General features: G+C 31.4%; 11 protein-coding genes. 6 read left to right on the top strand and 5 right to left on the bottom strand.

Features of this window, described 5'->3' with window-relative positions; all coding sequences use genetic code 11:
* Positions 1–28 precede the first annotated feature (28 nt).
* Together J3S90_RS13270 and J3S90_RS13265 are read left to right on the top strand one after the other, a co-directional pair.
* Complete coding sequence (locus J3S90_RS13270; RefSeq protein ID WP_210646600.1) at positions 29–2,284, top strand: OmpA family protein; 2,256 nt, start codon at positions 29–31, stop codon at positions 2,282–2,284.
* A 203-nt stretch (positions 2,285–2,487) separates the two neighbouring features.
* The gene (locus J3S90_RS13265) at positions 2,488–3,042 is read left to right on the top strand and encodes a fasciclin domain-containing protein (RefSeq protein ID WP_210646599.1); all 555 of its coding nucleotides are present in this window, start codon (positions 2,488–2,490) and stop codon (positions 3,040–3,042) included.
* Between the two features lie 114 nt (positions 3,043–3,156).
* Here the strand turns inward: J3S90_RS13265 and pheT are convergent, their stop codons facing one another.
* The 5 genes from pheT to recG form a co-directional block, all read right to left on the bottom strand.
* On the bottom strand, positions 3,157–5,577 hold the full coding sequence (gene pheT, locus J3S90_RS13260; protein WP_210646598.1) for a phenylalanine--tRNA ligase subunit beta: 2,421 nt from the start codon (positions 5,575–5,577) through the stop codon (positions 3,157–3,159).
* A 498-nt stretch (positions 5,578–6,075) separates the two neighbouring features.
* Complete coding sequence (locus J3S90_RS13255) at positions 6,076–7,386, bottom strand: TolC family protein (RefSeq protein WP_210646615.1); 1,311 nt, start codon at positions 7,384–7,386, stop codon at positions 6,076–6,078.
* Positions 7,387–7,464: 78 nt separating this feature from the next.
* Positions 7,465–10,563, bottom strand: coding sequence for an efflux RND transporter permease subunit (locus J3S90_RS13250; RefSeq protein ID WP_188051054.1), 3,099 nt, complete (start codon positions 10,561–10,563; stop codon positions 7,465–7,467).
* An 88-nt stretch (positions 10,564–10,651) separates the two neighbouring features.
* Positions 10,652–11,710: an efflux RND transporter periplasmic adaptor subunit gene (locus tag J3S90_RS13245; RefSeq protein WP_210646597.1), complete on the bottom strand. Its 1,059-nt coding sequence runs from the start codon at positions 11,708–11,710 to the stop codon at positions 10,652–10,654.
* 229 nt (positions 11,711–11,939) lie between these two features.
* Entirely contained in the window at positions 11,940–14,048 is a 2,109-nt protein-coding gene (recG, locus tag J3S90_RS13240) for an ATP-dependent DNA helicase RecG (RefSeq protein ID WP_210646596.1), read from the bottom strand.
* 410 nt (positions 14,049–14,458) lie between these two features.
* On the opposite strand from recG, the gene J3S90_RS13235 reads away from it, so the two are divergent.
* From J3S90_RS13235 to J3S90_RS13220, 4 genes are all read left to right on the top strand, one after another.
* Positions 14,459–14,878 (top strand): MarR family winged helix-turn-helix transcriptional regulator, encoded by a 420-nt coding sequence (locus tag J3S90_RS13235; protein ID WP_210646595.1) that lies wholly within the window; start codon positions 14,459–14,461, stop codon positions 14,876–14,878.
* Between the two features lie 2 nt (positions 14,879–14,880).
* Entirely contained in the window at positions 14,881–15,303 is a 423-nt protein-coding gene (locus J3S90_RS13230; RefSeq protein WP_210646594.1) for an organic hydroperoxide resistance protein, read from the top strand.
* 28 nt (positions 15,304–15,331) lie between these two features.
* A complete protein-coding gene (locus J3S90_RS13225; protein ID WP_188051049.1) occupies positions 15,332–15,967 on the top strand; it encodes a nitroreductase family protein in 636 nt (211 codons plus the stop codon).
* 329 nt (positions 15,968–16,296) lie between these two features.
* Positions 16,297–16,503: a hypothetical protein gene (locus J3S90_RS13220; protein WP_210646593.1), complete on the top strand. Its 207-nt coding sequence runs from the start codon at positions 16,297–16,299 to the stop codon at positions 16,501–16,503.
* Positions 16,504–16,509: the final 6 nt, after the last annotated feature.

Below are 16,509 nucleotides of genomic sequence, written 5' to 3'. Positions count from 1 at the left end.
AACTTTCTTAACAAACAAGTCTCTTCATATGAAAACAATATATATACTTCTAATCCTATTTTCAATGCAATTTATGCAGGCGCAACAACAGGATCTGCAAAGGGCAAATCGTTTGTTCGAAAAAACATATTATAGCGATGCAATTCCTATTTATGAAAAATTGAGTTTAAAAAATAATAATGCTACACTAATCAAAAATTTAGGAGACTGTTATTATTATACAAATCAATACGATAAAGCATTCACACAATATTCTCTTTTAAGCAACAAAAAAGATTTAGACGAAGATTTTTATTTCCGATATGCGCAAACCTTAAAAGCAAAAGGAAAATACACAGAAGCAAACACTGTCCTAAGAAATTTCTATTTAGAATCTAACAATACAAAAGCGATAGAGAAATTAGATAAAGAAATCATAACATTAAAAAATGTTTTAGCAATTGGCGATCGGTTTGAAATTAAGAATATGACCTTTAATACAATTAATTCAGAATTTGGAGCTGTTATTTATGGAGATCATTTAGTATTTGCTGCTGTAAAAATGAATCCAAATTTATTTAATAAAACCTACAAGTGGAACAATGAATCTTATTTAAATTTAGTTAGTATTCCTCTAAAAAATAGTGTCGTTACAGATTCAATTGTTACAAATTTTTCGAATGATTTGAAATCTGGAATGCATGAGTCAAATGCTATTTTTACAAAAGATGGTAAAACAATGTATTTTACCAGAAACAATTCAAACAATGGCAGAAGAGCTAAAAATGAAGATAAAATTTCAACAATTCAAATTTTCAAAGCTGAATTAGTTAATAATAAATGGACAAATATCATTTCATTGCCATTTAATAACGCTAATTATTCAGTAGAACATCCTGCGTTAAGCACAGATGAAAAAACATTATATTTCGCTTCAGATATGCCGGGAACATTGGGATCATTTGATATTTTTAGCGTTTCTATAAATGGATCAAATTATGGAAAACCAATCAATTTGGGAGATCAAATAAACACTTCAAAAAGAGAACAATTTCCTTTTATTTCCAAAGACAACAAATTATATTTCTCATCAAATGGACATGAGGGTTTTGGTGCATTGGATATTTTTGTTTCGAAATTAGAAAGTGGTTCTTATTCTAAACCAGAAAACGTCGGATTACCTGTAAATTCAGGTTTTGATGATTTTGCATTTTATATAGACTCTGATTCTAAACTAGGTTATTTCTCATCTGATAGAATAGGAGGCAAGGGTAAAGATGATATTTATTCGTTGAAAGAAATTAAAGATTTAATAATTGAAAATTGTAAACAGTATATTGCTGGTACAATAACAGATGTTGATTCAAATTTAGTTTTAGAGAATGCTATCCTTATTTTGAAAAATGATTTAAATCAAGAGATTGATAAAATGGTTACTTCATTAGATGGTAAATTTAGTTTTAAAGTTCCCTGTGATGTAAAGTATTCTTTATTTGTTAGCAAAGAAAATTATACTGACAATAGTAAAAAATTACAAATCAATTCCGAAAGAGATCAAATGAATGATGGTTCTATGCGAATTAGATCTTTGGAAATTATTAAAAAAGAGCAAGAATTAGCGGATGAACAGCAAAAAGCTAAAGATTTATTAGTAGCACAACAATTAAAAGAAGCTGAATTAATTGCTATTGAACAAAAAAGGAAATCTGATGCTATTGAAATTCAACAAAGAAAAAAAGAAGAAAGTATTGCTTTAACTCAAAAGAAAAAAGAGGATGCTATTGCACTTAAATCTAAAAAAATGGCAGATGTTTTGGCTGCACAACAACTAAAAACCGAAAAAATAATTGCAGATAAGAAAGCATCAGAGCTTGAAATTTCTAAGAAAAAAGAAAAGACAGCTTCTATTATGGCGGCAGAAAATGATGTTATTAAAGATAAAAATAGATTGATTATTAAAACGGATCCTATTTATTTTGATTACAATATGTGGTACATTCGTAAAGAATCAAAAAGAATTTTGAATCGCATTGTAGAGTTGATGAATAAATATCCAGATATGGTTGTAGAAATTGGTTCTCATACAGATAATAGAGGAAATGCAAAATTTAATGCAGATCTCTCTCAAAAAAGAGCCGATGCTACTAAAAATTATATATTAGAGCAAGGAATTAAAAAAAATAGACTAATATCTAAAGGTTATGGAGAATCTGTTCCTATAATTAAGTGCATTCCAGAAAATTCATGTGACGAAGAACAACATGAATTGAATAGAAGAAGTGAGTTTGTAATTAAGGATTTATAGTTTTTTAAATACCAACTAAAATTTTGAGATAGAAAGCAATAGAGTTTTTAACTTTATTGCTTTTTTTTATTTTTAGTTAAAATGCTGATTATAAGTTTAATATGTTTTTTACAAAAACAAAATTAAAATAAAATTCTCTTTTTTAAAACCAAAACGAATTGATCTGCGTAAATGACTTTATATAACTTAAAAAAATAGATTTTATGAAAACTAGAAAAATTTTATCAATTGCATTTATCGCATTAGTATTTGGAGCTACCTCATTCGCACAAAAAACAGTTATGGTTGGTGGAGCAGCTATGTATCCAACTAAAAATATTGTTGAAAATGCAGTAAACTCAAAAGATCACACTACACTTGTTGCAGCAGTTAAAGCAGCAGGATTAGTTGAAACATTACAAAGTAAAGGACCATTCACCGTTTTTGCCCCAACAAATGCAGCGTTTAATAAATTACCAAAAGGTACTGTGGAGACATTATTGAAGCCAGAGAATCTTAAAATGCTACAAACAATTTTAACCTATCATGTTGTTGCAGGAAAAATGAATTCTTCTGATATAGCTAAAGCTATTAAAATGGGTAATGGAAAAGCTACTCTTAAAACAGTAAGTGGTGGTACATTAACTGCTTGGATGAAAGGAAAAAACTTGTACATAACAGATGAAAATGGAAAAAGTGCTAAAGTAACAATTGCAGATGTAGATCAATCAAATGGTGTAATTCACGTAGTTGATGCTGTTGTTTTGCCAAAAAGTTAATTTTTGATAATAGGTTTGTTTTTTGTTTAGGAAAAAGGTTCTGCATTTTGCAGAACCTTTTTTATATAAAAAAATCCCATTTATCGGAACAAATGGGATTTCAAAAAAAAAAAATTATCTTAAGCTTGCACCAAGTTCAGTTTCAAAAGCGGTTTGTAATTTGCTCATGATTTTATCAATTTGTATATCTGTCAAAGTCTTCGCATTATCTTGTATCGTAAATCTTAGTGCGTATGATTTTTTACCTTCTGGTAGATTTTCTCCTTCATAAACGTCAAACAAGTTTATGTCTTTCAATAAAACTTTTTCAGTTTGTTTTGCTAATGAATAAATAGTTTGATAATTTATACTTTGATCAATTAATAACGCTAAATCACGACGTACTTCAGGGTATTTCGGAATTTCAGTATACTTTATTTTTGTAGAAATTAATTTTAAAATTAACGCCCAGTTAAAATCTGCATAAAAAACTACTTGTTTGATTCCAAAATGTTTTAGTATTGATTTTTTTACCACTCCTAATTCAACAATCGTATCGTTACCATAAGCAATTGCAATTCCTTCAGAAAAAACGTCTGAAGTTGCAGGAACATTTTGAGATTTAGTCAATCCTAATCTAGAGAGAATTAAGCTCACATACCCTTTGAATAAAAAGAAATCAGATGGTTTATTTGTCTGAGTCCAATTTTCTTGATTTCTATTTCCAGTTTGAAATAAACTTAAATGCTTTTTTTCTTCATAACCTGCAAGGTAGTTATGATAGGTTTTTCCGAATTCAAATAATTTTAAATCAGCATTTTTACGATTAATATTATAAGATACTGCTTCAAGACCAGAAAACAATAATGATTGTCTCATTGTAGCTAAATCGGCACTTAAAGGATTTAACATGGTCACATTATGAGAAGCTTTCAGTTCTTCTGAAAGTTCAACATAAGAGGCCGTTGTTAATGAATTAGCCATCATTTCATTAAAACCTTGTGAATTTAATTGAGTAGCTATTATATTTTGAATTTTATAATCTTCATTTCTTGGAGAATTCGCTACAGTTGCATTAACTTTTTCAGAAAAATTGATGTTGTTGTAGCCATAAACTCTTAAAATTTCTTCTATTACATCAATCTCTCTTTGAACATCAACTCGATAGGAAGGAATTGTTAATCCTAATCCTGCATCAGAAACACTATTAACTTTAATATCTAGAGAAACTAATATTTTTTTAATGGTATCGTTTGGTAAAACTTCACCAATAATTTTCGCTACTTTACTAAAGTTTAAAAAAACTGTAAAATCTTCAATTTTCTTTGGATAAACATTAATTACATCTGATGTTATTTCTCCACCAGCAACCTCTTGTATTAATAAAGCGGCTCTTTTTAAGGCATATTCAGTTATAGTTGGATCAATACCTCTTTCAAATCTAAAAGAAGCATCAGTATTCAATTGGTGTCTTTTAGCTGATTTTCTAACACTTACTGGATTAAAGTAAGCACTTTCTAAGAAAATTGAAGTAGTTGTCTCCGAAACTCCAGATTTTTTTCCACCAAAAACACCTGCAATACATAAAGGACCTTTCTCATCACAAATCATTAAATCTTCTTCGTGCAAAGTTCTTTCGATATCATCTAAAGTAATAAACTTAGTTCCTGTAGGAAGAGTTTGTACTATAATTTTTCCATTAATTTTTGAAGCATCAAAAGCATGTAATGGTTGGCCTAATTCGTGTAGAACATAGTTGGTAACATCAACAATATTATTTTTTGGATTCAAACCGATTGCTTTTAATCTATTTTGCAACCAAGCAGGTGAGGGTTTCACCTCGATACCAGAAATAGTTACTCCACAATATCTTGGAGCAAGTTTTGGATCTTTTACATCAATATCAATTTTTAAAGTTCTTTTATCAACTCTAAAATTACTTACAGATGGCGTAATCAATTCTACATTGATTCCTTTTTGCAACATTCCAGCTCTTAAATCACGTGCAGTTCCTAAATGACTCATGGCATCTGCGCGATTGGGTGTTAAACCAATTTCAAAAACTTCATCATTTTCAATTTTAAAAACAGTTGCTGCTGGAGTTCCTGGAATTAATTCATCATCAAGAACCATTATTCCATCATGACTTTCACCTAATCCTAGTTCATCTTCTGCGCAAATCATTCCGTGACTTTCCTGACCACGAATTTTTCCTTTTTTTATGGTAAAAGCAACACCTTCTTTATCATATAAAACCGTCCCGATAGTAGCAACGGGTACTTTTTGTCCAGCTGCAACATTGCTGGCACCGCATACAATTTGTACTGGTGTTCCAGTACCTAAATCTACTGTGGTTATTTTTAAACGGTCTGCATCTGGATGTTGAATACAAGTAAGAACATGTCCTATAACAATCCCTTCTAATCCCCCTTTAACCGATTGGTATTTTTCAACAATCTCTACTTCAAGACCTAAATCTGTTAGTAAAGCTGCTGTTTCTTCAGAATTAGAATCTACTTTAATAAATTGTTTTAACCAGTTGTACGATATTTTCATCTGTCAATTTTAATGAGATTGCAAATATAAGGATTGCAGACTGTAGAAAGAAACAAAATTTTTTGTTTTTTCTAACTCTTTTCAAACAATAGCTATAGATGCTATAATAGAATTGAAACAAAAATCGAGTTTTCAAAAAAGATATTAATGAGATATAAAATTCAATATTTGTTATTTATGGAAAAGTGAGTTTGTTAACAGAAGGGCATGAGATAAAAATTAATTAAACAATTATCCAATAATTGGAAAACATTGCTGATGTAAGAGTTTTAAAAGCAGAAATAATTCCTTTAATTGTTTCTATTTCTTTTCAATTGCAATAATTCAAAAAATCGTAATTCAACAAAGATATCCACTTAGGAGTATGTATTGACGAGATTAGTTCGTCAATAAGCATCACTAGTTGACCTTTTATTGAATTACGATTTTCAGGATATATTTGCTTGGATAGAAATAGTGTACTAAAAATATAGATTTTATAAGGTGACAAAACTATAGTTACAATGCTATAGTTCCTGCTAATTCTTTTAATGCAATTTCAGATAATTTAGCCTGAAATTGAGCATTACTATAGCGCACTTTAGCATTTACATAATTTAATTGTGCTGTTCTAAATTCAAGAGTAGTAATGGTACCAATTCTGAATTTATCTAAAGTAATATTCAAGTTTTGGTTAGCGATAGCTTCATTTTTTTCTTCTAAATCAATCAGTTCTAAGTTGGTTAAATACGTTTGATACGATGTTGCTAATTGCGAATACAATTGCTGATTTTGTTGATCGAATTCTAATTTTGAGTTTTCAATTTGAATTTTAGCAATTTGTTCATTTCTGTTTTGTGCAAATCCGTCAAATAAATTTAGTGAAGCACTAAAACCATAATTTAAACCTCTGGCTGACGATTGAGTTGTAAAACCAAGACCAGACTGACTATCAGAAAAATTATATCCCGTATTTAGTTTTACAGTAGGGTAGCGGGTACCTTTAATTTGTTTTAATTGTAGCTCAGCAACCCTTTTATTGATAATTTGAGATTCTAATTGCGGATTTTGTTTTTCTGCCAACTCAGTAAGTTCAGGAAGCAGTAATTGCGAATCTACTGTTATTGAATCTACCACAATAAAATCTGTTTTAGCATCTCTTGCTAAAATTTGATTAAGTACAATCTTGGTATTAGCATATAATTCTTTTTGTCTTAAAAGAGCAACTTTGTCAGTGTTTAAATCTACTTGAGCGTTCAATACTTCTAATTTAGATGCTTTTCCAATTGAAAATCGGTTTTGAGCCAAATTCAATCGTTGGTTTGATATCACAATCGTGGTGTCTAAAGCGGCTAATTGCTGTTGCTGTTGTACTAAATCAAAATAGGTATTATTAACATCACTAATTTTTGTTATTATAGTAAGCTTTAGTTGGGCTTCTCCTAATTTTTGCAATTCTTTTAATTGATCCAACTTTGCGAACATTTTAAACCCGTCAAAAATGGTCCAGTCTAAACCAACTCCATAATTTAAATTGCTACTTTTAGCATTGTTCAGTTTCGTAACTGTTCCGTCAGAACGTGTTTGCGAAAGGTTTTGAATACCATTATTATCTACTATAGTAGCGGTTGCTTTAGGTAACATTCCTGCATTACCAGAAGTAGCATTTGCTTTATTGACTAAAGAATTATTGGATGCAATCTTGATTTCATAATTATTTTCTAATGCAATTTTAACTGCATTTTCAATAGTTAATACCTCTTGAGCATTGGTTTTGATTACACAAAAAAGTAACAAAATCAAACTTCGAAACAGTATTTTAGTATTTATCATAATTGTATTTTTAGAAAACGAATAAATTTTTCTGACTACTATCAAGTTAATTTACTCGCATTGGCTGTTTTATTACTAATGTTTAACTTCTTTTTCATATTCTTCAATACGATCAAATTCAGGATAATGTTTTCTAGCTTTAGACCACATTAAATACATGGCTGGAATAACAAATAATGTTAAAACCAAAGAGAAAATAGTACCTCCAACAATCACCACACCCATTCCCATTCTACTAGTAGAAGCTGCTCCAAATGACATAGCGATAGGTAATGCACCTAATGAAATGGCTAAACTGGTCATCAAAATAGGACGTAATCTGGCTTCTGAAGCTTCTAAAATGGCTTCTAGTTTTGGTTTACCTTGTTCCCGCAATTGATTGGCAAATTCTACAATTAGAATTCCATTTTTGGTTACCAAACCAATAAGCATTACCGTTCCAATTTGGCTAAAAATATTCCATGTTTGATTGAATAACCATAAGGAGAATAAAGCTCCAGCAACCGCCATTGGAACTGTAAGTATAATTATAAAAGGATCAATAAAACTTTCAAATTGAGCAGAAAGAATTAAGAAAATTAATAATAAAGCCAATCCAAATGCAAAAGCGGTATTCGAGCTACTTTCGACAAAATCTCTAGATTCACCGCCTAAATCAGTGGTAAATGTATCGTCAAGCACTTTAGCTTTAATTTCGTTCATCGCATCAATTCCGTCACTGATACTTTTTCCAGGAGCTAAACCAGCAGATACTGTAGCAGACAAATATCTATTATTGTGATACAACTGCGGTGGATTACTTTGTTCTTCTACGTTTACAACATTATCCATTTGTATCAGTTCTCCTTTATTATTTTTAACAAACATCGACGTTAAGTCCAAAGGTTTAGAACGATCTTTTTGATCAAATTGTCCAATTACTTGATATTGTTTTCCGTTTCTCATAAAGTAACCAAAACGCTGTCCACTTAAAGAAAGCTGTAATGTTTGAGCAATATCAATTACTGAAATTCCTAAACTCTCAGCTTTTTCACGGTCTATTGTTACATTAATCTCAGGTTTGTTAAATTTAAGATTCACATCAGTAATAGAAAAGGTTTCGTTTTTTGCCGCTTCATCCATAAAAACAGGAATTTTTTCTCGCAGTTTTTCAAAATTGGGTGCCTGAATAATGTATTGAATCGGCAAACCACCTCGTCTATTTACAGCAATAGTAGGCTGCTCGATAATAGATGTTTTAGCTTCTGGATAACGCTTGGTCCATTTTGTCAATTTCTCCGCAATTTCTTTCTGTGATTCTGTTCTTTCTCCAGGTTCTACTAATGAAACTCGAATAAAACCACTATTGACAGAAGAAGAACCAAAACCAGGTGATGTGATAACCAAACTCACTTTTTTACCAGGAATTGAATCATCAACTAGTTTTGAAATCTCTTGCATGAAACGATCTGTATACTCATAAGAGGAACCTTCGGGAGTAGTCATTCGCATCACAAAACTACTTCGATCATCATAAGGTGCAGTCTCTTTTTGCAATAAATTAAAGAATAAATAGATCAACCCAAAACAAGCGAATAAAATAGGAAAACTAAGCCATTTTCTTTTCATGAAATTGGTTAGTGCATCCGCATATCCTTTATTTAATTTTTGAAAATAAGGTTCTGTTTTTAAATAAAAGTTAGATTTTTTTTGTTCACCACCTTTCATCAAATAGGCGTTAAGCATTGGAGTTAATGTCAAGGATACAAAAGCAGAAATTAGAACTGCCGCACCAATAACGACTCCAAATTCCCGAAACAGTCGACCGACAAATCCTTCTAAAAATATTACTGGCAAAAATACCGCCGCTAGAGTTATAGAGATAGAAATTACAGCAAAAAAGATTTCATTAGATCCTTTGATTGCTGCTTCAATAGGTGTCATTCCTTCCTCTACTTTCTTAAAAATATTCTCGGTAACAACAATTCCATCATCCACAACAAGCCCTGTTGCCAATACAATTGCGAGTAAAGTCAATACATTTATAGAAAATCCGAAAAGCCACATAATAAAGAAAGTAGCAATCAAGGATACCGGAATATCAATTAAAGGTCTAAACGCAATTGCCCAATCCCTAAAAAATAAAAAGATAATTAAGATTACTAAAACAATAGAAATTCCTAGCGTTTCCGCTACTTCAATAACGGATTTCTTAACGAAAATGGTATTGTCGATTGCTATGTTTAACTTAATGTCTTTTGGTAAATCTTTTTTTAAGGCTTCAAAAACTTTATAAAATTCTTTTGAAATATCTAAGTAATTGGCACCGGGCAATGGAACAATTGCTACACCAACAAGCGGTGTTCCAGATTGTGTCATTTTGGTTTCTAAATTTTCCGGTCCTATGCTCGCACTTCCAATATCACTTAATCGAACTATTTTTTCTCCATCAGAACGTATAATAATATTATTAAATTCTTCGGCAGTAGAAAGATTTCCTACTGTTTTTACTGTTAGTTCAGTATTAGCACCTGTAAGTTTACCTGATGGTAATTCTACATTTTGTTTGTTTAATGCATTCCTAACTTCAGCAACTGTACAACCATACGATGCTAATTTTATAGGATCAATCCACAAACGCATTGCGTATCTTTTTTGTCCCCAAATCTGAACACCACTTACGCCAGGAATAGTTTCTAATCGTTGCGAAATTACGTTTTCAGCATAATCGCTTAGTTCTAATGCACTTCTGGTATCACTTTGAACAGTCATCGAAATAATAGCATCACCATTAGCATCTGCTTTCGATACAACTGGAGGAGAATCTATATCTTGTGGAAGGTTTCTTACGGCTTGCGAAACTTTGTCACGAACATCATTTGCAGCATCTTCTAAATTTTTATCTAAGTTAAATTCTATTGTAATGTTACTGCTTCCTTGAGCACTAGAAGAGGTTACATTACGAATACCATCAATAGAGTTTATTGCTTTTTCTAAAGGTTCTGTAATTTGTGATTCAATAATATCAGCATTTGCTCCAGCATAGTTAGTTCTGATAGAGACTTGTGCCGGATCAATTGATGGAAATTCTCGAACTCCCAGGAATGTGTACCCTATTAATCCGAATAACACAATGGCCAAGTTCATCACTATGGTCATTACGGGTCTTCTTATACTTGTAGTTGATAAACTCATTTTGTTATAATATAAATTAGGAGTTATGAATTAGTAAAGCCGAATTATAAGTTTGATAAAGTACCAAATAACTATAATTCACAACGAATTATTTTACTTTTACAATAACGGGATCGTCATTCTTTAGAGCCATTACACCATTAGTTATAACGGTATCGCCTTCTTTTAATCCAGAAAGTACCAAAACAGAAGTTTCTGTTCTTGTAGCAGTTTCTATCATCAATTCCTTTGCTAAACCATTACTAGAAATAAAAATTTTCTTTCCGTTTTGTACTGGTACAATAGCTTCTGTAGGAACTACAATAGCATTTTTTATGATATCAAGCGGTAGTTCTACGTCAGCAAAAGTTCCTGGTAACAATTTCCCGTCTTTATTTTCAGCGATGGCACGAACCTGTAATGTTCTTGTAGCAACTGCTATTTCTGGCTCGATTGCATATACTTTAGCCGTATAACGATCTTCAGAACCAGCCACTTTGAAGGTTAATGTAGTATTAGATTTGACTTGATTAGCATATTTTTCAGGAATTGAAAAAGTAATTTTTAATTTTCCTGTATTCACTAATTTTGTTACTAAGATTGCTGGAGTTATATAAGTTCCTGGAGAAATAGAGCGCAAACCAATTTTCCCAGAAAAGGGAGCTCTCACTGAAGTTTTTGCTATTTGTGCCTGAATTAGTTGACTTTGTGCTTGTGCTGATTTTAAATCTGCGCGAGCTAAATCATATTCTTCTTGACTAATAGCTTCTTTTTGTAACAATAATTTGGCTCTTCTTTCATTTTCAGAAGCCAATCCTTCTTTAGTTGAAGTTTGTCTCAATTGCGCTCTTAATTCAATATCATTTACCTTAAAAAGTACTTGTCCTTTGGTAACATTACTTCCTTCTTGAAAATAAATTCCTTCTACAATACCCGAAACTTCGCTACGAATTTCTACTTGTTCATTGGCTTCAATAGAACCAGAAAGAGATAAATTATTGTCAAAAGTTTGATATTTAACAACAATTCCGCTTACAGTTAGTGATTTTCCTTTTGCTTTTGGATCTTTAAAATCTCCTTTTTTTGCACTGTTAGAATTAATTCTATATCCTATAAATCCAATTAATCCAATGGCTAAAAGGGCGTAAACGAGGTGTTTTATTTTCATTTTTTAAAGTATAAATCAGTTTTTGGTATCAAAAATATTAGTCGGAAACAAATTTAGGTTTTAGAATTCAAAATAATCAATATGTTAAATATTATTTAACGTTTGTACATACAAATATTAATACTATCATAAAAATAATTGTTTTAGAATAGACTAAAGCTAATTATACAAGACTCTACAATAGATTAAAGGTTTAATCAAAGATTTAAAAAAAAAAGAAAATTTTATTTTAACTGATATAATTCCAAATATTTTTCTTTTTGGTCATTTCGATGTAAACGACTCGTAATGAGTGATGTTCTGGTTTTTCCATCGCTGGATCTTCTTTTAGTAATTTCATGGCGTAATTTCTGGCTAGAGCCAAAGTATCTCGATCCCGAACTAAATCAGCAATCTGTAAGTTAAGCACACCGCTTTGTTGGGTTCCCATTAAATTACCAGGACCACGAAGTTTTAAATCTACTTCTGCAATTTCAAAACCATCATTAGTACGTACCATAGTTTCCATTCGGGTTTTACTATCAGCACTCATTTTATGGCTTGTCATTAGTATGCAATAACTTTGTTCTGCACCTCGTCCTACGCGACCTCGAAGCTGGTGGAGTTGTGATAATCCAAAACGCTCGGCACTTTCAATAATCATTACACTCGCATTGGGAACATTTACACCCACTTCAATAACAGTTGTCGCAACCATTATATTTGTTTTCCCTTCAGAAAAGCGTTTCATTTCAGCATCTTTGTCCGCTGGTTTCATTTTTCCGTGTAAAATAGAAATGGAATAGTGTGGTAACGGAAAATCTCTTGAAATACTTTCGTAACCATCCATTAAATCCTTATAATCCATTTTTTCCGATTCTTGAATCAAAGGATAAACAATATAGATTTGGCGTCCTAAAGCAATTTCATCTCTAAGAAACTTCCAAACTTTTAAACGATTGCTGTCAAAACGATGAACTGTCTGGATTGGTTTTCTTCCTGGAGGCAATTCGTCTATCACAGAAATGTCTAAATCACCATATAAACTCATTGCTAAAGTTCTGGGAATAGGAGTGGCGGTCATGACCAAAACGTGTGGTGGAATCGTATTTTTCTTCCACAATTTAGAACGCTGTTCTACTCCAAAACGGTGTTGCTCGTCAATTACGGCAAGACCTAAGTTTTTAAACTTTACTTTATCTTCTATTAAAGCGTGAGTGCCAATAAGAATATCTAAAGTTCCGTTTTCTAATTCTTCATGAATTATTCGGCGTTGTGCAATTCTAGTCGAACCCGTAAGAATTCGAATATTGATATTTACAGTTGCTGCCAATTCAGATAAACCCATAAAATGCTGATTGGCCAAGATTTCTGTGGGAGCCATTAAGCACGCTTGAAAACCATTATCTAGCGCCAAAAGCATACTCATAAATGCCACAATAGTTTTACCAGATCCTACATCTCCTTGTAACAATCGGTTCATTTGAGCATTGCTGCCCATGTCATTTCTTATTTCCTTGACAACCCTTTTTTGCGCATTGGTGAGTTCAAAAGGCAAATGATTCTGATAAAAATCATTAAAATAGTCACCTACTTTGGTAAAAGGATGTCCTTTTATTTTGTGTTTTTGAATGAGGTTTTTTGTAATTAATTGCAATTGTATAAAAAACAATTCTTCAAAAACTAACCGGAATTTTGCTTTCGCTAAAGCTTCGGTACTTTTGGGGAAGTGAATATTGAATAAAGCTTCTTTTTTAGAAATCAGTTTTAATTCAGCAATCAAGTATTCAGGCAATGTTTCGGTAAATAAATTTTGTGTTTCTACAAACAATTGTTGCATCATTTTATTGATGACTTTATTTGAAACACCTCGATTCGTTAAGGTTTCTGTAGATGGATACACGGGTTGCATAGCAGAACGAAGACTTTGTTTATGCTCTGTCATTAATTCAATTTCTGGATGTGCCATATTAAAGGTATTCCCAAAGGAAGTACATTTTCCAAAAATCACGCAAACTTCATTCACTTTTAAGCTTTCGCGAATCCATTTATGCCCTTGAAACCAAACCAATTCCATTTGTCCCGTATCATCAACAAATGTTGCAACAAGTCGTTTTTGGTTTTTACCAAATTCAACCGTTTTAATGTTTATTATTTTTCCAATAATCTGTACTTCGGCACCATTATTTTGAAGTTCATTTATTTTATAATAGCGCGTTCGATCAATATATCTATTGGGAAAAAAATTAACCAAATCCAAATACTTATGAATTCCCAACTCTTTACGCAGCAATTCGGCCCGATTAGGTCCAACACCTTTTAAGAATTCAATGGGAGTAAGTAGTAGATTTTGTTGCATTGTGCGAAGATAGTTTTTTGTTCGGAAACTTAAAAATGCACCAATCAATATGTATTGATCAATTTTTTTCGCAAACAGATTGAAATTCAATTAAATTTTAAATCTAAAAAGCACTATTTTTTACAAGAAGCTGTTCTCGCTATTCGTTACAAGCTTTTCGGTCTCAAACCTTTTTTCTATGTTGCGGTAGGAGCTTCCTGCGGTCGCTCTACTACAACTAGAAAAAATGGTTATCACCTCGTAAAGGCTTTCCACTGCTATCAAGGCTAAAAAAAAATAGAGTAGTGCAGAAAAATTAAATGTTTAAGTCTCTTGATGAAATATAATAACAGTTAAATTAATATTAATTTTACACAATTAAATTGCACACAACTTAATTATATTTACCTTTGTCACTTCAAATTGAATCCATGACAAATCAACTTAATATTAGCGAGCAAGTTTGTTTTCCAGTTTATTTGTTTGCAAAGGAAATAATCAATCAGTATCGACCTTTTTTAGAGGAACTAGAATTAACCTATCCGCAATACCTAGTAATGCTTGTTTTGTGGGAGCAGGAAACTCAAACAGTGAATCAGCTTGGCGAAAAGCTAAAACTAGACAGTGGTACACTTACTCCATTATTAAAACGAATGGAACACAAGGCATTTATAACCCGAATTAGAAGCACAGTTGATCAGAGAATTGTCAATATCACATTGACCAAAAAAGGTAAATTGCTTAAAGAAAAAGCAACTTGTATTCCCGAAAAGTTAATGCAAGCTATGAATGTAACAGTAGAGGAATTAGCAGTTTTAAAAAATATAATTACTAAAATATTAGATAGATAAGCATGAAAACAATGTACACCACAAAAGCTACCGCAACAGGAGGTAGAAACGGCCAAGTAAGGAGCGAAAATGGAGTTTTAGCTATTGATGTGAGACATCCAAAAGCTCTAGGCGGAGCTAATGAAGATTATGCAAATCCAGAAATGCTATTTGCAGCAGGCTATTCTGCTTGTTTTGATAGTGCTTTGAATTTGGTTATAAAAAAAGAAAATATCCAAACGGGAGAAACTACGGTAACAGCAAAAGTGAGTATCGGACAAAATGATGCTGGAGGATTCGGATTAGCAGCTGAACTACATGCTAATATTCCTGGAGTAACTATTGAGGTTGCACAATCTTTGATCGAAAAAGCACATCAAGTTTGTCCCTATTCTAATGCTACGAGAGGAAACATGCCAGTAGAATTGACGGTTTCAAACAATTAATATAATTATATAAAAAGATACATAAAAAATGGCTTTATTAGAAGATTTAAATTGGAGACATGCTGTAAAAGCATACGATGCAACTAAAAAAGTAAGTAAAGAAAATATTGATAAAATTGTAGAAGCGGCCCGTTTGGCTCCCACTTCTTCAGGTTTACAACCTTTTAAAGTACTTGTAGTTGAAAATCAAGAATTAAAAGAAAAATTAGTAAAAGGCGCTTTAAATCCAGAATGTATGAGAGATTGTTCTCATGTAGTGATTTTCGCTGCTTGGGACCGATATACCGAAGATCGCATTGATAATGTTTATGATTACACAACAGATGAGCGTGGTCTTGAAAGAGGTCGTTTTGGTAGTTATACTGATATGTTGAAAAAAATCTATCTAAATCAACCTGCTGAAGAAAACTTTGCTCACATTGCAAGACAAACTTATATTGCTTTGGGACTTGCTTTGGCTCAAGCTGCAGAATTAAAAGTCGACAGTACACCTGTAGAGGGATTTGATAACAATGTGATTGATGAAATATTAGAATTAGAAAAATTAGGATTAAAAAGTGTTTCTTTAATGTATGTAGGTTATGCCAATACACCATTGGATTGGATTGCTCCTATGAAAAAAGTAAGAACACCAAAAGAAGATTTTTTAATAGAGTTCAAATAATCTTTAAATATTAATATAACATTTTAATTTTGTTATATCCTACTTCAAAAAGCCTAGATCAAACACAGTTTTGGTTTAGGCTTTTTTTATTTTCTGTCCTAATAGTTATGAAGTATTGCAATTAGCCTAATTGATTTTCATAAAAATTATGATACATAAAAGAACTTCGGAATTGTTATGACATATAATTAAGAAAATTTTCGTTAAAATTTTTTTAGTTAGAATATTTAAAATAATTTTACTCAATTATTATCTAAAGTAATGAATTATAGAAATACCGATAAAATTTCAATGATTCCAAAATATTAAATTTATAACATTACTCTTTTATGAAAGTTTCGAAAAAAATCTATTTAATTCTAGCTATTCTATTTCTAATCTCTTTTATTTTTTCCTTATTTAATACAGAAACAACTCATAAAATACTATTTTGGGAAACGAATATTTGGGCCTATCGTATTTTTAGATTGGTAATTGCCGTAGTATTTATGAAATCTTATTTGGATAGTAGAAAAGAGGATCAACCAAATGAATAAGAATGC

It is taken from the genome of Flavobacterium flabelliforme, from assembly GCF_017948675.1.
Taxonomy (GTDB): Bacteria; Bacteroidota; Bacteroidia; order Flavobacteriales; family Flavobacteriaceae; genus Flavobacterium; species Flavobacterium pygoscelis.
This window is presented reverse-complemented; position numbering and strand designations above follow the sequence as displayed.